The sequence below is a fragment of the Methermicoccus shengliensis DSM 18856 genome (genome assembly GCF_000711905.1).
GTDB classification, from domain to species: domain Archaea; phylum Halobacteriota; class Methanosarcinia; order DSM-18856; family Methermicoccaceae; genus Methermicoccus; species Methermicoccus shengliensis.
The window spans coordinates 1-20,626 of sequence record NZ_JONQ01000011.1 but is presented as its reverse complement, the minus strand read 5'-3'; the positions used below and the strand labels follow the sequence as shown (position 1 = coordinate 20,626).

17 protein-coding genes and 1 other RNA gene are annotated in these 20,626 nt (G+C 55.8%); 8 read left to right on the top strand and 10 right to left on the bottom strand.

What is annotated here, in order from left to right; all coding sequences use genetic code 11:
* Positions 1-17: 17 nt before the first annotated feature.
* Together alaS and BP07_RS04005 are read left to right on the top strand one after the other, a co-directional pair.
* Positions 18-2,768 (top strand): alanine--tRNA ligase, encoded by a 2,751-nt coding sequence (gene alaS, locus BP07_RS04010; RefSeq protein ID WP_042686069.1) that lies wholly within the window; start codon positions 18-20, stop codon positions 2,766-2,768.
* The gene (locus tag BP07_RS04005) at positions 2,758-3,843 is read left to right on the top strand and encodes a hypothetical protein (protein ID WP_042686067.1); all 1,086 of its coding nucleotides are present in this window, start codon (positions 2,758-2,760) and stop codon (positions 3,841-3,843) included. Before alaS ends, BP07_RS04005 begins: the two co-directional genes overlap by 11 nt.
* 4 nt (positions 3,844-3,847) lie before the next feature.
* Here BP07_RS04005 and ffs read toward each other — a convergent pair.
* Positions 3,848-4,160, bottom strand: an RNA gene (gene ffs, locus BP07_RS08570) — signal recognition particle sRNA.
* A 62-nt stretch (positions 4,161-4,222) separates the two neighbouring features.
* Here ffs and BP07_RS04000 point away from each other — a divergent pair.
* Positions 4,223-4,471: a helix-turn-helix domain-containing protein gene (locus tag BP07_RS04000; RefSeq protein ID WP_157203068.1), complete on the top strand. Its 249-nt coding sequence runs from the start codon at positions 4,223-4,225 to the stop codon at positions 4,469-4,471.
* Here the strand turns inward: BP07_RS04000 and BP07_RS03995 are convergent.
* From BP07_RS03995 to BP07_RS03980, 4 genes are all read right to left on the bottom strand, one after another.
* Positions 4,464-5,213: a 4-phosphopantoate--beta-alanine ligase gene (locus tag BP07_RS03995; RefSeq protein ID WP_042686062.1), complete on the bottom strand. Its 750-nt coding sequence runs from the start codon at positions 5,211-5,213 to the stop codon at positions 4,464-4,466. The two genes, BP07_RS04000 and BP07_RS03995, sit on opposite strands and share 8 nt — an antisense overlap.
* 22 nt (positions 5,214-5,235) lie before the next feature.
* Positions 5,236-6,609: a Holliday junction resolvase-like protein gene (locus BP07_RS03990; protein ID WP_042686061.1), complete on the bottom strand. Its 1,374-nt coding sequence runs from the start codon at positions 6,607-6,609 to the stop codon at positions 5,236-5,238.
* A 119-nt stretch (positions 6,610-6,728) separates the two neighbouring features.
* Positions 6,729-7,706 (bottom strand): coiled-coil protein, encoded by a 978-nt coding sequence (locus tag BP07_RS03985; RefSeq protein WP_052353231.1) that lies wholly within the window; start codon positions 7,704-7,706, stop codon positions 6,729-6,731.
* A complete protein-coding gene (locus BP07_RS03980) occupies positions 7,703-8,449 on the bottom strand; it encodes a hypothetical protein (RefSeq protein WP_157203067.1) in 747 nt (248 codons plus the stop codon). Before BP07_RS03980 ends, BP07_RS03985 begins: the two co-directional genes overlap by 4 nt.
* 130 nt (positions 8,450-8,579) lie before the next feature.
* On the opposite strand from BP07_RS03980, the gene BP07_RS03975 reads away from it, so the two are divergent.
* Positions 8,580-10,256, top strand: coding sequence for an ATP-dependent DNA ligase (locus BP07_RS03975; RefSeq protein WP_042686056.1), 1,677 nt, complete (start codon positions 8,580-8,582; stop codon positions 10,254-10,256).
* A gap of 283 nt (positions 10,257-10,539) precedes the next feature.
* Here BP07_RS03975 and acsC read toward each other — a convergent pair whose 3' ends face one another.
* From acsC to purS, 5 genes are all read right to left on the bottom strand, one after another.
* The gene (acsC, locus tag BP07_RS03970) at positions 10,540-11,946 is read right to left on the bottom strand and encodes an acetyl-CoA decarbonylase/synthase complex subunit gamma (protein ID WP_042686054.1); all 1,407 of its coding nucleotides are present in this window, start codon (positions 11,944-11,946) and stop codon (positions 10,540-10,542) included.
* A complete protein-coding gene (cdhD, locus tag BP07_RS03965) occupies positions 11,947-13,245 on the bottom strand; it encodes a CO dehydrogenase/acetyl-CoA synthase subunit delta (protein ID WP_042686052.1) in 1,299 nt (432 codons plus the stop codon).
* Between the two features lie 9 nt (positions 13,246-13,254).
* Positions 13,255-14,022 carry an ATP-binding protein gene (locus tag BP07_RS03960; RefSeq protein WP_042686050.1) on the bottom strand — a complete coding sequence of 256 codons (768 nt, stop codon included), beginning with the start codon at positions 14,020-14,022 and terminating at the stop codon, positions 13,255-13,257.
* A 318-nt stretch (positions 14,023-14,340) separates the two neighbouring features.
* Positions 14,341-15,027, bottom strand: coding sequence for a phosphoribosylformylglycinamidine synthase subunit PurQ (gene purQ / locus BP07_RS03955; RefSeq protein WP_042686047.1), 687 nt, complete (start codon positions 15,025-15,027; stop codon positions 14,341-14,343).
* A complete protein-coding gene (gene purS / locus BP07_RS03950; RefSeq protein ID WP_042686045.1) occupies positions 15,024-15,275 on the bottom strand; it encodes a phosphoribosylformylglycinamidine synthase subunit PurS in 252 nt (83 codons plus the stop codon). The genes purQ and purS overlap by 4 nt, the downstream gene beginning before the upstream one ends.
* A gap of 9 nt (positions 15,276-15,284) precedes the next feature.
* Here purS and BP07_RS03945 point away from each other — a divergent pair, with 9 nt between their 5' ends.
* From BP07_RS03945 to BP07_RS03935, 4 genes are all read left to right on the top strand, one after another.
* Positions 15,285-15,506 carry a hypothetical protein gene (locus BP07_RS03945; protein WP_042686043.1) on the top strand — a complete coding sequence of 74 codons (222 nt, stop codon included), beginning with the start codon at positions 15,285-15,287 and terminating at the stop codon, positions 15,504-15,506.
* 180 nt (positions 15,507-15,686) lie between these two features.
* Entirely contained in the window at positions 15,687-15,968 is a 282-nt protein-coding gene (locus BP07_RS08760) for a hypothetical protein (RefSeq protein ID WP_157203066.1), read from the top strand.
* 248 nt (positions 15,969-16,216) lie between these two features.
* The gene (locus BP07_RS03940; RefSeq protein WP_042686040.1) at positions 16,217-18,280 is read left to right on the top strand and encodes a hydantoinase/oxoprolinase family protein; all 2,064 of its coding nucleotides are present in this window, start codon (positions 16,217-16,219) and stop codon (positions 18,278-18,280) included.
* Between the two features lie 3 nt (positions 18,281-18,283).
* Positions 18,284-20,041, top strand: a complete 1,758-nt coding sequence (locus tag BP07_RS03935) for a hydantoinase B/oxoprolinase family protein (RefSeq protein WP_084174100.1) — start codon at positions 18,284-18,286, stop codon at positions 20,039-20,041.
* Positions 20,042-20,626 lie beyond the last annotated feature (585 nt).

Here is a 20,626-nt window from a genome sequence, read left to right as displayed (position 1 = left end):
TTCAGGGTGCATGCGCGATGTTTGAGCAGGAGTACGAGCTGGACTACTTCAAGGCACAGGGGTTTGTGAGAAAGGTGTGCCCCAAGTGTGGCAAAGCCTTCTGGACGGTGGACGAGGACAGGCTCACGTGCGGGGATGCACCGTGCGACCCCTACTCGTTCATAGGCAGCCCTGTGCTCAAAAGAAGGCTCACCCTCTCAGAGATGAGAGAGCACTACCTCCACTTCTTCGAGGAGCGGGGGCACGAGCGAATCGGGCGGTATCCCGTGGTTGCGAGGTGGAGGGAGGACATATATCTCACGATAGCCTCAATAGCCGACTTTCAGCCGTTTGTGACCTCTGGGCTCGCACCACCACCAGCCAACCCCCTGACGATATCCCAGCCCTGCATACGGCTGGATGACCTCGACAGCGTGGGCAGGAGCGGAAGGCATCTCACGCTGTTCGAGATGATGGCACACCACGCCTTCAACACACCCGAGAGGGAGGTGTACTGGAAGGAGCGCACAGTGGAGCTGTGCGATGAGCTCCTGAGGGGGCTTGGGGTGAGGCATGAGGATGTGACGTACAAGGAGGAGCCATGGGCAGGTGGTGGCAACGCTGGCCCGTGCCTCGAGGTGCTCGTGGGCGGGCTGGAGCTTGCCACGCTGGTGTTCATGAGCCTCGAGAGGCACCCCGAGGGGGGCATCACCATCAAGGGGGAGCGCTACAGGAGGATGCCCAGCTACATCGTGGATACTGGGTACGGGCTCGAGAGGTTCGTGTGGGCATCGATGGGCACCCCCACGATATACGATGCGGTGTTCGGTGAGGTGCTAAGACACATATCCCGCATGAGTGGGCTTGAGGGGCTGATGAGGGAGAGTGAGGAGGTGCTCGCAAGGAGTGCCGTGCTCGCTGGGTGCATGGACGTTGGCAGTGGCACAAAGCTCAGAAGGCTTCGAGAGCAGGTGGCGAGCACAATCGGCATGGACACCGACCAGCTCGATGCGCTGCTCACACCCATAGAGACGATGTATGCGATAGCCGACCACACGAGATGCCTCACCTTCATGCTGGGCGATGGCATCGTGCCCTCCAACGTGAAGGCGGGATACCTCGCACGGCTGGTCATCCGACGCACGCTGAGGATGATGAGGAGGCTGGGCATCGATGTGCCCCTGTTCGACATCGTGAAGCTACACATAGACCACCTTCCCGAGTATCCAGAGCTTGCCGAAATGGAGGACTTCATACAGGAGGTGCTCTCCCTCGAGGAGGAGAGGTATGCCACCACCATCGACAAGGGCAAGCGGCTCATATCGAGGATGCTCTCCAAGAAGGGGGGCTCCACGCTGAGCACAGAGGAGCTCATCACGCTGTACGACTCCCATGGCATACCGCCAGAGATCACGCAGGAGGTGGCAAGCGCCCATGGGGTGGACGTGGAGCTTCCCGACAACTTCTACTCCCTCGTGGCACAGGCTCACTCCTCAGAGGTGATGGTGGAAAGGGAGGTGCCCCATGCAGACAGGCTGAAGAGGCTTCCCGCCACAGAGAAGGGATACTACGAGCATCCCGAGGCGCTCACGTTCGAGGCGAGGGTGGTGGACGTGTTCGACCACCTCGTGGTGCTGGACAGAACACAGTTCTACCCAGAAGGGGGCGGACAGCCCGCAGACCACGGAGTGCTGATGTGTGGCAATGCCCAGTACGATGTGGTGGACGTGCAGATGCACGAGGGAGTGATAGTGCACACCCTAAAGCAGAAGCCAGAACTCAAGGTCGGGGACGTGGTAATCGGCAGGGTGGATGCTGAGCGCAGGCGTGCCCTCATGAGGCATCACACCGCCACCCACATCGTCAACTGGGCAGCCAAAGAGGTGCTGGGCAGGCACGTGTGGCAGGCCGGGGCACAGAAGATGGAGGACAGGGCAAGGCTCGACCTCTCCCACTACAGACGCATCACCGACGAGGAGCTGAGGAAAATCGAATGCCTCGCCAACAGGATGGCGATGGAGGGTGTGCCAGTGGAGGTCGTGTGGATGAGCCGCACCGAAGCAGAAAAGAGGTACGGCTTCACACTGTATCAGGGAGGTGTGCCCCCTGGGGACACCATCCGCATCGTGAAGGTGGGCGAGGACGTTGAGGCGTGCGGCGGCACCCACTGCGAGCACACGGGCAACGTGGGCCCCATCAAGATTATACGCACCGAGCGCATACAGGACGGGGTGGAGAGGATAGAGTTTGCGGCTGGCATGGCTGCAGTATCCCAGATCCAGCAGAGGGACGTGCTGCTAAAGGAGGCGGCAGGTGTGTTCTCGGTACCCATCGGGCAGCTGCCAGACACCGCAAGGCGGTTCTTCAGAGAGTGGAAGGCTCTCAAGAAAGAGGTGGAGAGGCTGCGGGAGGAGATAGCCGTGCTCTCCTCTAAGCTCAGCTCGCAGAGCGTGCGTGAGGAGATGGGAGTGCCATACTACTCGAATCGCTCGGAGAGCGCAGAGCCCAAAGAGATTATAAAGCGGGTAAGTCAGATTGCCAACACGAGCTCTGCTCTCGCCTGCGAGGTGGCAGACGATGGCTTTGCAGTCGTGGCAGTGCCCGACGAGCTGATGGAGCGGCATAGCGTGTCTGCATCCAGTATAATCACCCGACTCACAGAGGATTTTGAGGGAGGGGGAGGGGGCAAGCCCAACCTCGCACAGGGGAGGGTCAAAAGAGTACCATCTAAGGAGGAGCTCGATGAAGCCATCAGGCGATACATAAAGGAGCTCAAAGATGGACAGTGAGCAGCTCGTATCGAGGATGCTGGAGCTCATAACAGAACAGGAGCTCGAGGAAAGAATCAGACAAAAGGTGGAGTCCCTCGGAGGGCTATGCGATAGGGACACCGCAGTGCTGCTCATTGCCCACGAGCTCGGGCTGGACGAGAATACCACGGCACTCTCAGAGCTCGACCAGCACTCCAAGAGCGTATCGTTCAGCGCTGCGGTGCTCTCGGTGCTCAGCGTGCGCACGTTCTCTCGGGACGATGGCTCCCCTGGAATGGTCGCCAACCTGCTGGTGGGCGATGAGAGCGGTACCGCAAGGGTGGTGCTCTGGGACGAGCTGGCAGAGCTGGTAAAGAGTGGAAAGGTGCAGGTGGGCATGAGCTACGTATTCAGCGGCAGTGTGCGGGAGGGGCGGGGCGGTCTGGAGGTGCACATAGGCAGATGGGGCAACATCACTCCTTTAAGCCGCCCCATCAACCCCCTGTTCGAGCCCGCGCCGCTCTCCTCGCTGCGCGCTGGCATGGAGGTGGACGTGCTGGCAAGGGTGGTCTCGCTCGCACCACCGCGGGCGTTTTCCAGAAAGGACGGCACCGAGGGTGTGATGAGGGAGGCGATGCTCGCCGATGAGAGCGGGTGCCTCAGGGCAGTGCTGTGGGGTCAGGCTGCGCATATGCAGCTGCATCGGGGTGATGTGCTCGAAATCAGAAGGGCACGCGTGAGGGAGGGTAGAGGGAGTCCAGAGCTGCACCTCGACGCCAGCACCCCCATAATGGTGAGCGACAAAACCGTTCAGTGGCAGCCCACCATCACACCCCTCTCCGAGCTCGAGGTGGGGGGGATGTGCTGTGTGCAGGGCGTGGTGAGCGGATTGGGGGATATGCGCACGTTCACACGAAAGGACGGCACCGAGGGAAGGATGGCGGAGGTGTATCTTTCGGAGGGAGAGGTACGCATGAGGCTGGTGCTCTGGGACGAGTGTGCCGAGATTGTGGAGAAGCTCGACTTTGGGGATGCCATAAGAGTGCTGTTCTGCCATGTGAGGGAGGGTCCAGAGCTGTCCACCACAAGGCTCTCAGTGGTCGAGTGCATATAGTAGTGGGCGGGAGCCCGTGGTCGCTGCATCCCCACTGCGAGTGCCCACACCCCTTCTCAGCCCCGCTGCCCAGCGAGCGATGGGTGTCCGCAGTTAGCCTGCTCCCTTCCGGGCCTCGGCCGGTGTCCACGGTTAAGATGCAGGAACATGTCCTCCGACAAGCCCCTGCATCAACGCCATCCCCGCTGGACGGAGCCTCATGGTTGAGGTTGTGAGCACCTCGACGGTGAGGGTGTGCATCTCCCACGGGATTCGTCCCCCGCATATCGACGATTTCGGGCGACAGGCAACGCCGAGCTGCCCGGACTATCCCGCCCACCATCCTCTACTTGGACCCTCATGAGATAAACTTTATCCCTGCACCTCCATAGTATCGTGCATGAGTATGGAGGAGCACGAGGGCTTCGTGATGGGAAGCCCCACAAGGGAGAGACTGATGTCGCTGCTGGCAGGACGCAAAAACCCGATGGAAGTCGCCACGCTCTCCAAGCTGAGCCACGTGGCAATGCCCGTGTGCGTGCGCACGCTTGAGGAGCTGATGGAAAGGGGGCTCGTGGCGCTGAGAGAGGATGGGTATGTGCTGACAGAGAAGGGGCTGGCGGTGTACGCAAGGCTGCGCTCTACCTGAACTGCTCTGCGATGTGGTGCCCTATTGCCCGGAGGCTCTCCATCAGGTTGGTATCGTTGTCAAACCCCTGTATGAGAGCATCGAGCCTCTCAGTCGGGGCGTCCACAAGCTCTGATGCGAGCTCGAGCATGTTGCCGAGCGCTCGCTGAAGCTCGTCCACTATCGTGATGGTCGCCGTCCTCGAGGTTCTGGAAAGAGGGTTCAGGTCTATGGCGATCACCACCTTTCCCATGCTCACCAGCTTTTCACAGCGGTCACCATCCTCGAGCGGCACGAGCACCACGTCCGCAGCATATATACCCTTACTGGACACGCGCCCCCTCTCAGAGCTCAGATGTGGTATCATCGCATCCCGCTGAGTGAGCACCTCGCGAGCACCCAGTCTCATGAGATGGCTCGCTATCCTCTCTGCCCGCTGCTCTGTGTAATGGAACAGGTTCACCTCGAGAGGGATGGCGAGCAGCTCGGACAGGCGCACCAGAAGCTCGCCCGCGAGGGCTGCAGCGTTTCCGTTCACAGAGATTATGGGATGGCGGGCACGGATGAGGTGGGCACACGCCACCCTCTCTGCCTCGAGCGCTGCGTGCGTGGTACGCTCACCGATCAGGTAGTCGAATGCCTCACCCCTTCCATGGGCTATGAGCCCGTGCATACTCACAATGCCCTGCTCTATACCCTCCACCAGCTTCTCTCTGGCGATGAGGGATGCATACCTTGGATGGTCATGAGGTATCGTGCTCACGCATCTACAATCGCATCCCCATCTAATAAGCTTTCAGGGTGATGGCATAGAGAAGGGCGGTGAGCACCAGCACGAGGGACGCCACCAGCAGGGCACCCGCAAGCGAGATGTGCTCGATGAGCAGCCCGCCCCCGGCAGAGCCTGCAAAGTATCCGACGCTCCAGCACAGGTTGCCAAGCCCCATCACCATCCCCCTGTGGGAAGAGGGGACGAGCTGCCCAAGGGCTGCGATGGTGGGCGTGAACACCACCCCCAGTACCGTGCCCGTGAGCACCAGAGCCACCATCTTGGCAGTGAGGGTGGGCAGCAGCACTATCAGGGGGGCGAGCACGGCCCCTCCCAGCAGCCCCACGACCGCTATCAGCACCCCCGCCCTGTCGAACGCTGCCCCCACTGGAAGCTGTATGAGGGTGTACAGTGCCATCATCACCACAAACATCCCCCCAACGACGTGCACGCTCGCCCCAAACGCATACAGGTAGCTCGGCGCATGCGCCTCCACCATCCCCACCACGAGGGTGAGCGCAAGCACCCCAGAGAGCAGCACGAGAACTGGCACCTCGTGGGCAAGCTTTAGAGGCGTGGATGCGGCTGCCGCCCTTGGCACTCCGCCCGGAAGGCCCGTGCTCATCACCAGAGCAACCGCTCCCAGCACCGCAAGCAGCATGAAGGGCAGGTGGGGTGAGCCAAGGGCACCCAGACCCGGACCCACGATGGTTCCTCCCCCTGCAGCCGCCGAGATATAGCCCATCGTGCGTCCAGCCCTCCGCTGAGCCATCACATCGAGCACCAGCGCCAGCCCTCCTGTCCACACAGAGATGCCTCCCGCACCCTGCAGCGCCCTGAACAGAAAGAGCATCCATAGGCTGGAGGTGGTAGCAAACCCAAGGGAGGCGAGCGAGAAGCACGCCAGCCCCAGCATCACCACGATGCGCCTGTCCACGTGGTCGCACACCCATGAGATGGGAAAAAACAGCACAATGGCTGCAAGGGCATACATGGAGAACAGCAGCCCGAGCACGGAAGGAGAGATGTGGGGGGCAAGAAGCGGAAGCGTGGGCACTGCAGCACCATAGCCCATGGCCTCCACGAATACGGAAGTGCACACAATGAAGAGCACCCGCCCCACGCAACATCCCTCTCTGTTCTTTCCTGCAATTACTGCTTTACTCTTCTCTATTGCATCCTTCCTTATCTCCTTCTCGTACTTCTGCCTCCATTCCTCGAAAAGAATTTCTGCTTTTTTTGTTGATGCACTTTCAAGCTCTCTATCCCTCCACTCCTCGAATATCTGTCTCGCTCTCTGCTCTATCTTGCCCTTAAGCTCAGCATACTTCCAGAGTAGAATTATAAAGGCGAGGAAAAGCAGACCGAGAATGATTATTACGTACTCCATCCCCTCACCCCATAATCCTCCACAAACCCGTTTTATTGGTTTTAGCCATCTCTTCGAGCTGCAGGTAGTGTGCTTCTTTTACAGATGCAAACACCTCTAATCCCATTGCCCCTGCAAGGCTACTCGAGCTTTAGACTACCATCCTCTATGAGCACTTTGAGCTCCTCAAGGGATAGCCTTCCGCTCTGCTTGAGCTTCTGCTTTGCCTCCTCGAGCTTCTTCCTCTCCTTGCTGTCCCTCTTCTTCAGCTGAATCTCCTCGAGCCTATCGAGGAACACAGATATCTCCTTTCTCAAAAGCCTCACCGAGCGCCTTGTGGCATTCACCTTCTCCCTCAATGGGGCAATCTCCTCGTACTTCTCCTTCAGGCGTCGGTGGTAGAGGTCTGCCTCCTTCCTCATGGCTCTCGCCCTCTCATACAGCTCCACCATCGCCTCGTGGTGCTCCTGAGAGGTGTCTGAGAGCTGCCTGATATGCTCGTTTAGCTCCCTGATGCGAGGGGAGCATGCCTTGCACTGCTCATACGTCTTGGAGACCTCCTGATGGAGCGCCTCCGCGCGTCTTGCTGCCTCGATTCTCTGGGCAAGTTCCTTCAGCCGCTCATACACGTTGATCTCGTGGGCAAGAGGAATGTCGGCGTTGAGAAATACGTCCAACTCCCTAAGGTAGTCCTGCGAGAGCGAGCCCAGCCTGCCCTTGGAGCGGGCGTTGTACTCATCCCGCTTCGCTTTGAGGTCCTTGATTTTAGCCACGAGCTCGTCACATTCCCGCCTCAGGGCGTCCCTCTCCTGCTTGAGCTGGGCTATTCTCTCGTTTATCTCATTTCTCTTCTGCTTCTGTTCATTTGCCTTCTCGAACAGCTCCCGAACCTTCGCATTCAGCTCGTCCCGCCTTGCCCTGAGCTCATCGAGCCCAGAGCGATGAAGGTCAATCTGGGAGAAGCAATCCCTGAGCTCCCGCTCCATGGCACCGATCTGCTGGCGAAGCCTGTTTATGCGTGCCTTCAGCTCGCCCTCGCTCATCGCCGCTGCCTCTGCCTTGAGTGCCTCGAGGTCTATGCCTTCATCAAGCACCTGTATAGTCTCCTCCTCACTCATACTTCGACGCCCTCCCTCCTTGCCTCCTGCTGCCAGTATATCAGTGCGCCCTCGTGGCTCTTGAGTCTGTTGGACGCCCACGAGAGGTGTCCTCGAGCCCTTTCGAGCTCATCCTCGAGGTGAGCAAACCCCTCGCTCTTGGAGTCCGCCATGCTCAGCAGCTGATTGTATGAGTCGACCACCTCTGAGAGCCTGGAAAATATGGTGTCAAATGTCCTGTGCACATGCTCGCTCAAGGGCTCGTGAGATGCGAGCACATCCCTGACACGCTCGTATGTGGGTATGATGGCACTGGACAGCTCCAGACCCTCTTTGGGCTCTATCACGTGGGTCTCTATGTAGCTTTCGAACTCGTCCAGCTCCGACAGGGGCTGCCTAAGCTCCTCCGCCAGCTCTGGAGCTTCCTCCCGCACGTGCTCTATCAGCTGACCCCTTATGACGGATATCTGATGGCACAACTGCTTGGGCTTCTCATTGAGCACCGAGATGAGCGTTCTCTCCCTCTCTATCTCCCGCCTGTGCTGTCTGATGCTCTCCTCGAGCTGCTCTATCCGCTCCATGGTGCTCTCTATGTCCTGCTGCAGCTCGGTGATGAACCGTCTGTGCTTTTCCACGACCCTCTTCAACAGCACCTCATCCGCAAATACCACGTTGGGCACGCCCTTGATGGCATCCTCTGGTATGTCCTCCTCAGAATGTTGCTCGGATGCCGCTTCCGATGCACTGTCCTCCTCTACAGCCATGCCATCCTCCTCGCTCATCCAGCCAAAAGGCAGACATCCATACCATACCACAATGGAATAAGAAGCTTGTGGTATGTGCCCATATAATGTGCCCATATATATTTAATGGTGCACCTCCCACTATGCTGTGATGACCACCTTCCACGAGCTTGCCATCGTGTGTGAGCGCATCGAGAGTATATCCAGCTCGCTCGCCATCACACAGGAGGTGGCGACCTTCCTGAGAGCCCTCGAGGAAAGTGAGCTTGCAGTGTGCCCCCTCCTGCTCATGGGCACGGTGTTTGCAGAGTGGAGAGGGCTGGAGCTCGGTGTGGGAAAAAGCCTGCTGTACGCTGCCCTCTCCTCGGCGTCTGGCTGGTCTGCACGCCAGCTGGACGAGTTGCTGCGGGAGATGGGGGATGTGGGAAGAATGGCAGAAGAGGCTCTCAGAAGAAGGGCCCAGCGCACCCTGCTCTCTGCCTTTGGCGACGATGGTGGTCTGAGCGTGCTGGAGGTTTATGATATACTGGAGAGGATCGCGAGGGCAGAGGGCAGGGGCTCGCAGGGGCAGAAGGTGCAGCATCTGGAGTACCTGTTCTCCTCGTGTTCCCCGCTGGAGGCGAGGTATCTTGCAAGGCTCGTGATGGGGGAGATGCGCATTGGCGTGGGCGAGGGCATAGTGCGAGATGCAATAGCGCAGGCGTTTGGGGTGAGCAGCGAGGAGGTGGAAAGGGCATACATGTTCACTGGGGACCTCGGCGAGGTGGCGGTGCTCGCCATGAGGAAGGGCAGCGAGGGGCTGAGAGAGGTGAGAATCAGGCTGTTTCGGCCCATAAGGGTTATGCTCGCCCAGATAGCACCCGGTATATCGGCAGCCCTCGAGGAGATGGGCGAGGCTGCGGTGGAGTGGAAGTACGATGGTGCGAGGGTGCAGGTGCACATACAGGGCAGCGAGATACGTATATTCTCCAGAAGGCTGGAGGAGGTGACCCACCCCTTACGGGACGTGGCGGAGGCACTTTTGGGCTGCATAGATGCCAGAGAGGCGGTGCTCGATGGTGAGGCGGTGGCGTACGACCCCTCTGGAAGGCCAAGGGCGTTTCAGTACGTGCTGCGAAGGTTCAGACGCAAGTACGGGATAGAGAAGAAGAGGAAGGAGATTCCCATTCACCTGTTCCTGTTCGACTGCCTGCACGTGGATGGCAAGCCGCTCATCGACGAGTCCCTGCGAGAAAGAAGACGCACGCTCGAGCAGATTGTGAGGGAGAGCGGGGTTGTGAGCGTGGCAAAGCAGGTGATCACCTCTGACGAGGAGGAGGCAAGCGCGGTGTATCACGAGGCGCTGGATGCTGGACACGAGGGCATCATACTCAAGAAGCTTTCCTCCCCATACATTCCGGGCAGAAGGGGAAAGCACTGGCTAAAGGTGAAGCCCCTGATGGAGACGCTCGACCTCGTAGTGGTGGGAGCGGACTGGGGAGAGGGCAAGCGTGCCCACTTTCTGTCCTCGTACTATCTGGCGTGCATCGAGGACGACACAGGAAGGCTGCTCGAAGTGGGTAAGGTGGCAACTGGCACCACAGAGGAACAGCTCGCCGAGATCACCGAGATGCTAAAGCCCCTGATAATCTCACAGGAGGGCACGTATGTGAGGCTCGAGCCTGTGAAGGTGTTTGAGGTGGCGTACGAGGAGATACAGAGGAGTCCCAACTACCCCTCTGGCTATGCGCTGCGGTTTCCGAGGTTCGTGAGGGTGAGGGAGGATAAGAGTCCGGCGGAGGCGGACACACTCTCGCGCATCGAAGAGCTCTATGCCCGCTTTCAGTAGGAGTGTGCGCTGTGCCTTTTGCTTTACTGCAATAGTGCACATCCCGAAAGGATGCCGACATCCAGCTTCCCCATGCAGCGAACACACAGGAGTGAGGACACAGGACGACCTCTCCACAGCCGTGAGGCTGGACAGCCCATAAGGGCTGGTGTAAAGTAGCCCCCGAATCCGGGAGGATAGGGGGTGGTTCACCCTTTACATCACGCCAGCCAATCACAGCACGAGATGCTCTTTCTCCTCTGGCATATCCCCGATTGCTCATGCAGAGCCCCCCAAAGAGGGGCTACTCTGGAGGCCAGTTCTTCTCCATCCACTTTGGAATGCGTCCAGAGTCCTGCGGTCCCACCACCACCTTTAGACGCGTGACGTCCTCGAGCTCTCCCTGAAGCCTTGCCGCAAGCCCGGGAATCACGAGCACGCCGTGCTCCGTCTTCTCCTTGACATCGAAGTGCTCTTTTTCGAGGGTATCCTTAATCTTCTCGGCGGTCAGCTGTCCTCCAGCCACCGCAGCCTCCACACCAATCCCCTCGGTGTCCACCACCACCACATAGCAGTCTATCTTGTTGGATGCGAGGTCGCTCTCCACCGTGTAGTACGTGAGGGCAAAGTTGGTGGTGACGAACACGGGAGAGGAGGCGTCGGGCTTTCCGATTTCCTTTATGCCGGGCTCCACCTGCACGGGCCTTCTGGGGTCGGTGTATATGGTGTCCCTTATGTGGAGCACGGGCAGCAGCGCGCTCGGAAGGGTGCTGTGCAGCAGCAGGACATCGGCATACTTCACTATCTGCATGCTGGCAATCACGGTCTCCCAGTACGAGGCTGTGAGCTCGTCCTCGTACATCAGCCACGCAGTTGCTGGCACGCCCATCAGCGGATACGCCACCTCCTTCTGTCCCTCGAGTATGGCAGCCCTTCGAAGCTTTAGGAAGTTCTCGAACGTCTCTCTCAAGCCCTTTCCGCTCGGATACGTTCCCGGGTCGAGCACGAGGTCCTCTATCCCAGCGCTCGCGAACGTTGTCGCCATGGACTTGAGAAGGTCGAGGTCTCCGAAGGCAGAGAGTACCACGGGCACCTGGTGCTCCTTGGCGAGCCTCATCACGTGCTGCCAGTTGTCCGCTGTGGCTGCATACAGGAGCGGCCTTCTGGACGAGCACACCCTGAGCCCTGCCTCGAGCACCGCTGGGTCGAAGGAGCACAGCACGATGGGCCTGTCCGTGATGGAGCACACCCTCTCCACGGCGCGTGCGAACCTCTCTGGGTCACCAGAGGTCGAGCGTATCGCTATGCCGTCGGGCGTGAGAAAGCTGCCCACGTAGAACTTCTTGAAGCCCTGTATCTCGTTCACCCTCTCGGCAATCTCCTCGTCCCCCATGGTGTCCCACACGTCGTAGAACAGCCCGGTGGGGTTGAAAAACGTGAGCTGGTGGCGGTAGAGCACATCGTCTCCCCCTATCTTGATGGCTTTCTCTCCGGTGCCGATGACCACCTCACGCACCTCTGGGGCGAGCAGCTGCCTGAGCTCCTCATACTTCTTCCTATACTGCTCATCGAGCAGCGGAGGGCAGTCCTCCAGCCTTGCGCTCCTGTCTATCATCCTCGCCGCAAACGCCATGCACGTGGCCTCTCCGCACTCCCCACAGTTGGTCTGGGGAAGGTGCTTGTACACCTCGAGGGGACTGTTCACCTTCATCTACACCACCACCCTAGTAATCCAGTCCTTGATGTCCACATCGTTCTCCGTGATGGTGCCATGGAGCATCTGGGTTATGTCCTTGAGCACCTGCACGCTCGCTGGATGCATCATCATGAACAAATCGCATCCCGCAAGGGCGAGCGTGAGCCCCGTGACGATTTCCCATATCGGACCCCTGTACTCCCTCGGTCCCCAGTCCGAGTCCTCAGAGATTGGCGAGGACACCATCCACGCCTCCCTCGCACCCCATGCGTTGGTGGTGCCCGAGGAGATGGGGAAGCTGAGCTCGCTGTCGCCTATGAGCCCTGCGATGCGGATGCGCTCCATGTTGGTGTATGCATAGTCCAGACCATAGCCCAGCGCAGCGGTCGTTGGGTCAATCACAATTCTATCCCTCTCGAGCCCGCACTGCTTCATGAGCTTTCTGTTGAGCTCCTTCTGGGCGTTAATCTCGAGCTGTGTCCATGCGAGCACCACGTGGTCGTACTTTTTGGCTGCCTCTGCTATGCGGGCATAATCGAGGTTGAGTGATGCGGATGCCAGAAGGCACCTCTCGCCCTCTGCCGCTGCTGCGGCAGCCTCCAGCACCTCAGGGTCCTTCTCTGGGTTTCCAGACCCTCCTATCACGATTGGCACCTTGACTGCCTGCAGCACGTCCTCCACGGTCTTTGCTGCCTCCCTGGGTGGGGTGTCCTTGATGCCGGGGTCTGTGCTGATGAGGTGGATGGTCACCATGTCGGCATTGAACTCCCTCACCACCTTCTTTGCCCACTCGGCGGGGTCCTCCATCACGTCCTCGTAGTTCACCTTCACCGCCTTTGCCATGCCGATGGGCATGTCGAACACGTCCATGGTGATATAGTTCCCGTGGGGCATCTCTGCGTCGAAGTAGTAGGGAAGCGCCTGCTCTCCCCCAAGTGTGATGGTGTGGCTGCGGGTGCCCCCATCTGAGCTGGTGGCTCCAAGCGTCACCTCCTCTATTCTATGCTTCCACTCCGAGATGCCGCCAACAGAGAACCTCTCATCTGCGAGCCTCGTGGGCAGCTCTAACTGTGGGGGCTGGGGCTGCATCGCACGCTGCACAGGATAGCCCAGCAGCTGGGAGATGTTCAGAAGGTGCATCGCAATCTGGGCAAACTCGTGCCCGAGAGACTGCAAGAATGCGGGGTCAAGCCCACCATGTGCCATGTCCAGCTCTATCTCCACATCTCCCTCGATGTGCACATCTTCGAGCCCCTCGATGTTGAGCTTCCTCAGTATCCTGTTCAGCTCCTCAAGATCGATTTCCCGCTTCATTCTATCACCCTATGTGGCCTTTGTGGCGAGCAGCCTTTTCGCTATCTCTCTCACCTGCTCGAGCGCTGCCGAGCCGTTCTCCATGCTGCCCACTGGCTCATCGAGCAGGTCAAGCATGGCAATGTGCTCATCATAGGGCACAGAGCCCACCACCTCGAGCGAGAGCTCTCTCGCCACCTTCTCCAGCTCTGTCCTGCTCTCGTCCCTCACCTTGTTGAGCACCAGATACAGCTTCTTCACGTTCAGGTTGAGTGAGGATGCCAGCTCCCTTATGCGCTCTGCCGTCCTGATGCCCCTTCTCGATGCATCGGTGATTACGAGCAGCACGTCTATGTTCCTGATGAGCCTCCTGCTCAGATGCTCCAGCCCCGCTGCGGTGTCTATCACCACAACGTCGTAGTTGCGCATCACCTTGTCCATGATGCCCCGCAGCAGGTTGTTCACGTAGCAGTAGCATCCAGGACCATCTGGCCTTCCCATCACGAGCAGGTCATACCCCTTGAACTCCTCGATGACCTCGTATATCTTTGCCTGAAACATGCTCTCCTTGTTGATATCAGGAGGCAGGTCGTTCACGCTCTCCAGCATGAGCTCGCGCATATCGCCCACCGTCCTCTCCACGCGGACGCCCAGCACGTCTGCGAGGTTGGCATCTGGGTCGGCATCCACGGCGAGCACCACCCCCACCTCAGACTCAACGAGATGCCGAATGAGCATCGCCGCAATCGCGGTCTTTCCAGTCCCACCCTTTCCAGTTATCGCTATCGTATACGTCATGCATCTCCCACGGGTGTGTTTTCGTTATACTTTTCCATTATTAATCGTAGTAAATGAGGTGGTGCTAAACCACTCTCAAAGAATAAAACCCTTGCGGTGATTCTATAAATCTGTCGCTGAGAGCCATCAATCTCCATCATCCTACTGTCATCTGATGGAAAAGGGATAGCGGTGGCAGTGGTGCTCGCTGCGGCCCTCCCGCGTAATCTGCCAAGGGGGTCTCGCCCGAGCTGCTGCTGGATGCTGCCATGGTAATCTGAGGTTCCATCGTATCCAGCATCTACGAGATAAGCATAGCAGGGTGGGGGGATGCAGCCCTCACCGTCTGATGTAGTCCACCATGCTCAGGAACATAGTCTTGCCATCCTCTGAGCCCAGCACAGAGGAGCATGCCCGCTCTGGATGGGGCATGAGTCCGAGCACGTTCTTCTTCTCGCTGAGCACCCCTGCTATCGCCTCTGTCGAGCCGTTGGGATTGCTCACCCTGCCATGCTCGTCCACGTATCTCAGTGCCACCTGCCCCCTCGAGTTGAGCCTCTCAAGCGTTGCCTCGTCTGCATAGTACCGTCCCTCCTTGTGGGCTATCGGAAGGCGGATGATGTCCCCCTGCCTGAAGGCGAGCGTGAACGGGCTGTCCACCGCCTCCACCCTCAGGTGGCACCACGTGCACAGGAACTTCGGGTACTCATTCTTCAAAAGTGCCCCATCGAGCACGCCCGCCTCGGTGAGTATCTGAAAGCCATTGCATATCCCCAGCACCGGCATACCGTCGTCCACCATCTGCCGCACCCGCTCCATGATGGACTCTCTGGCAGCGATGGCCCCAGCCCGAAGATAGTCCCCGTATGAGAACCCCCCGGGAATCACCAGCCCATCGCACTCGTCCAAGAGATGGGCATCCTTATACCATATGAGCTCCGTGTCCACGCCCACGCTGTTCTCGAGCACGTGCGCAACGTCGAGGTCGCAGTTCGTGCCCCCAAACCTGAGCACGCCCACCTTCATCTTTGCTCCCTCAGCTCGTATGTGTAGTCGTGGATGATGGGGTTGGCGAGCAGCTTGGTGCACATTCCCTCGACCTGCTGACGAGCGTCCTCCTCATCCTCTGCCTCCAGCGTCACATAGAACTCCTTGGCGCTGGAGACCTCCAGCACATCAAACCCCAGGTTCACAAGCGCCCTCTGGATTGCGCTTCCCTCGGGGTCCCTGACGCCCTTTTTGAGCCTTACCGTGATGTCTGCGATGTAGTGCATCACCTCCCAATGTACATGACAAACATAAGGCTTTTGGCTTGGAGCATGCATGGCATATTTGATGCGAATGACTTACCGCCGCTTGTACTCGGGACGGACCGGAATGTTGTAGAAGAGGAGTTCTGGAGGCTGCTTATGATGGATTTGAGGAGCGTGGATGCGACATTCATGTTCGTTTATGAGAAGACAGATTACAGACATTTTATCTCAGTTTTATCACGCCGTTTTTGATTTCAGCAGTAATAACATACTTCATCTCAGTCCACCGTTTTATCGCAATCCTGTCCTACCTCGTCCTTCTCGGAATGGTGGTAGGAGCCTTTACGTTCATAGTATTCTTGAAGCATTACATTACTTCGAGGCGTTATGCAGTATCTCCAATCGACAGGTATGCGGAATACTTTTATGTTCTTGGCAGAAAGGGGGGGCACTCTCGTCACATTTCTTGCAACTGCCGCTACCCATCATAGTGCATTTGCCTTTCTCGCAAGTGTCGCAGTTTTCGCAACAGCTGGTGTAACTTACTGGATTGCTGCTTCTGCTTGGACAATGCTTGCTGGAGTTTTCATGTACCTCGTAGGTCCAAGAATAGGTAAATCAAGACATATAACCTCGGCAGGTATGCTCAGCGATTTCTACAACAGTAAAGCATTGCGAGTCAGGGACGTATCCCATACCAGTGGGGATCTCTAACATTGATTCTTGTTTCTGCAATTTATCTTTTCCTCGGTGGGCTTAGAGCTGCATACTGAATGCTAAAGGAGTCCCAAAGGTACTTGAACTTGGATTTATCTCGTCTCTCACAATGCAGTATGGAAGTGCCGATGCGATAGCTGCAGCGGCGCAACATCTCCATCTCGAGAGAGGAAATTAAGATTGCGGAAGAGTACAGAAAAGTACTTCTGAAGCTCTTTGATATGCAAACTTGAGGGTGCTATCTCATGGCGACTACGAGGTATCGGTTAGGAGTAGATGTGGGAGGAACCTTCACCGACCTCGTTATAATAAACGAGCAAACAGGGAAGATCGACATCACGAAGGTGCTTTCGACACCTCGAAACCCTGCCACAGGGGTGGAGAAGGGAATCAGAAAAATTGTCGAGAAAATTGGGATCCAAACTAATTCGATTTCGTACTTTGCTCATGGAACCACTGTAGCCACTAATGCAGTTCTCGAACACAAAGGTGCAAAAACCGCCCTTATAACTACAAAGGGCTTTCGTGATGTGCTTGAAATAGGAAGACAAAGACGACCGAGCTTATATCGGTTTGATGTAGATCGTGCGAAACCTCTTGTTCCCAGAAACTTAAGAAAGGAAGTTACGGAACGGATACTTTTTGATGGAATAATCCATGAACCTTTGGACGAGGGTGAAGTGAGGAAAATAGTGAAGGAACTTAAAGAAGAGGGAGTTGAGTCCATAGCTGTTTCCCTTCTGTTCTCGTATTGTAATCCCACCCACGAGAGAAAAATTAAGGAAATTATCACTGAAGTTTTTCCGGAGGTATATATATCTCTTTCATCGGAAATATTGCCAGAGTACAGGGAATACGAACGGACTTCCACTACGGTGTTGAATGCATATGTAATGCCTGTAATGGATCGTTATCTGGGAGATCTCACCGATAGGATGCGGAGGCTGGGTGTCTCTGCTGATCTCTTGGTGATGCAGTCTACGGGTGGAACCATGACCTCAGAAGTGGCACGAAAGATGAGTGTGCATACCCTACTCTCTGGCCCAGCTGCAGGTGTCATAGGGGCGACCTATATCGCGGATTTGGTAGGATATAAAAATCTCATCACAGTAGATATGGGCGGAACGAGTTGTGATGTTTCGCTTGTAGACAAAGGGGAGCCTAAAAGAACCACAGATGGTAAAATAGGAGGATATCCACTCAAGATCCCCATAATAGATATTAACACGATAGGAGCAGGGGGAGGAAGCATAGCTTGGATTGACCCAGGTGGAGCGCTTCGTGTCGGCCCGGAAAGTGCTGGTGCTGACCCGGGACCAGCTTGCTATGGCCTAGGTGGGGAAAAACCGACGGTCACAGATGCCAACGCAGTCCTGGGCTACATAAACCCTCGTTACTTCTTGGGCGGTGAAATGTCATTGGATGTCAAAGCCTCGGAAAAAGTCATATCAAAACACATTGCAGAAAAGCTAGGCTTGGACATTACGGAAGCGGCAAACGGCATAGTAGAGGTTGCAAATGCCAATATGGTTCGAGCGATTAGAGTTGTCTCCGTAGAACGAGGATATGATCCGAGAGACTTTGTCATGGTTCCGTTTGGTGGAGCGGGGCCATTACACGCCTCTAAACTAGCTGAGGAACTCAATATCCCTAGAATCTTGGTACCCTCGGCTCCTGGCGTCCTCTCTGCAATGGGGCTACTCACCGCGGATGTTCGACATGACTATGTACAGACATATCACGTGAAGACCTGTGATGCAGAACCAGAATCAATTGCTGAGCTCTTTGCAAGCTTGGAAGAGAGAGGCATCGAGACACTTGTGGAAGAGGGTTTTCCTGTCGAGAAGAGTATAGTTATGCGTTATTTGGATATGAGATACTTAGGACAGAGTTATGAAATCACAGTGCCAATGACTGGCGGTTTTACCCACGATAGTTTAAAGGAAGCCGAACAAACCTTTCACAGAGAACATGAGCGGATATACGGGCATAGTGCACCAGACGAGCCAACCGAGCTTGTAAATCTACGGGTAGTGGTATTAGGTCGAAATGAAAAATTCAAACTGCCTGAGTTGCCAGCGGCCCAAGATCCGGTAGAAAAAGCTATGAAGGAGGTAAGGAGAGCATTCTTTAGCGAAGAAGGGGGATATGTAGAATGTCCTGTCTACGATCGTGGGAGACTACAACCTGGACATGAATTCTACGGCCCGGCAGTTGTAGAGCAAATGGAATCCACACTCGTCATAAATCCGGATCAAAGAGTGTGGGTAGATCACTATGGTAATATCCACATCGAGGTGGGGGTGTAGGGTTTGAGCGTCGACCCAATCACTTTGGAAGTTGTGAGGAATGCATTGGCCTCGGTTGCAGAGGAGATGGGAGCGACGCTGAGACGCACGGCCTACTCTCCGAATATCAAGGAACGAGAAGATTGTAGCTGTGCCATTTTCGATGGTAGTGGACGGATGGTTGCTCAAGCAGAACACATACCAGTACATCTGGGATCCATGCCGGCTTCCGTTAGAGCAGCGTTAGATCGTTTTCCACCAGAAAAGCTGGAAGAAGGAGACATAATAATAGTAAATGATCCGTTTTTCGGTGGTACACACCTGCCAGATATAACTCTCATCTCTCCAGTCTTTTATGACGGTGAGCTTGTGGGGATGACAGCCAGCCGAGCACACCATGCAGACGTGGGGGGAAAGGCTCCCGGAAGCATGCCCGGAGACTCAAGAGATATTTTCCAAGAGGGAATTAGGATTCCTCCGATAAAGTTGTTTGAGGGGGATGAACAGGTCGATTCAGTCATGGAATTAATATTATCAAATGTCAGAACTCCGGAGGAGAGGAAGGGAGATCTTAGAGCGCAGGTTGCAGCGAATAAGCTCGGTACGCGGCGTATTCATGAACTAATCGGAAAGTACGGTCTGAGCATGTACCTTGAATGCCTCGAAGAGGTCATGAATTATAGCGAACGCAGGATGAGGGTCGAGATAGGGCGAATACCCGATGGAACCTATGGTTATACGGACTACATGGATGATGACGGGTCTACGGATGAGCCTGTGAAAATCTCGGTTGAAATTACCGTCGATGGGAGTGATATGATAGTCGACTTTTCTGGAAGTGACAAACAGAGAAGGGGCAACATAAATGCAGTGTTCGCAGTCACTCTCTCTTGTGTTTACTTCGTGTTACGCTGTGTTACGGATCCTACCATACCACCAAATGATGGATGCTACCGTCCGCTGAGAGTAATTGCCCCTAAGGGCACGGTTGTAAATGCGGAAGCTCCTGCAGCAGTTTCAGCTGGCAACGTTGAGACTTCACAGCGCATAGTAGATGTATTGCTTGGTGCTTTGGCAAAAGCCGTGCCCGAAAGAGTGACCGCCGGGTCTCAGGGAACTATGAACAACATCTCGATAGGGGGAAGAGATCATAGAAGTGGAAAAATTTATACATACTATGAGACGATTGGTGGTGGTCAGGGCGCAGGACCGAATAAAGACGGGATAGATGGTATCCACACTGGCATGACGAATACTATGAATACCCCCATTGAAGCTCTAGAGATTGCGTACCCTTTTTTGGTCAAGTGTTATACCTTAATGACAGATACAGGCGGAGCAGGGAAATACAGAGGAGGACTAGGAATTAAAAAAGATATACAGCTTCTCGCAGAGGAAGCAGAACTCTCAATACAGTCAGAGAGACGTAAACATGCTCCATGGGGGCTTTACAGAGGAATGAATGGTGCAAAAGGGAAGAGCCTTCTCATCATGAACGGGAAAGTGATAGAGCTCCCCTCAAAGATATCGAGGACAATTAAATGTGGTAACATCATCTCTATTCAGACGCCGGGTGGAGGCGGATATGGGCACCCTCTTGAGAGGGATCCAGAACTGGTTCTGAGGGATGTGTTGGAGGAGAAAGTTTCACTTGAAATGGCGAGGGAACTTTATGGCGTCATTATTAAATTAGATGAGAAGATAGTTGATCTTGAAGGAACTCGGAGGTTGAGAGAGAAAAAAAGATTAGAATCAAATCAATTTAAAAATGAACTTATTTAATTCAGATTTTTTCAATTATTTTTCAAGATACATAGTTTCAAGCTTGAAATAAATGGATTTCATGTGAATTTAAGAAAAGAAACCTGCGATTGCAGTTTTTTACGAATAACAATCCATCATGGTTGAGAAAATACAGCTTTACAGTAAAATGCACACATATTCTGGCAGTTGAAAAGTATCATTCATCTGATTTTTGCTTTAACAATTTTATGGTCTTCTCTATCTCACCACTCAGATAATTTCTGAATTTTGCATCTCCAAACTTTAGTGAACTACCCCTACTGTCGGAAGGGGCTTCCTGCTTCCGCGACCAGACTCGATCCCCATCCACCCAGAGCGCAGGTCCCCTTCGGCGAGACCGTTTCCGCAGACCACGTCTGGAAGGACGCGGAGGTCTCGGTCTCCACACTCATCCCCTCCGTGAACGAAGGGGACTTCCCGCCGAAAGAGTTAAAGGTGAATGACCTCCTCCCCACGCTTACGCATGGGGCTTCCAAACAGCTTAACGAAGCTGGCACGTGAGTGGATTAATGGGCTACTTAGCAGTAGCCCTTAATGCGCTGTATGCCAGCTGGACGACAGCTG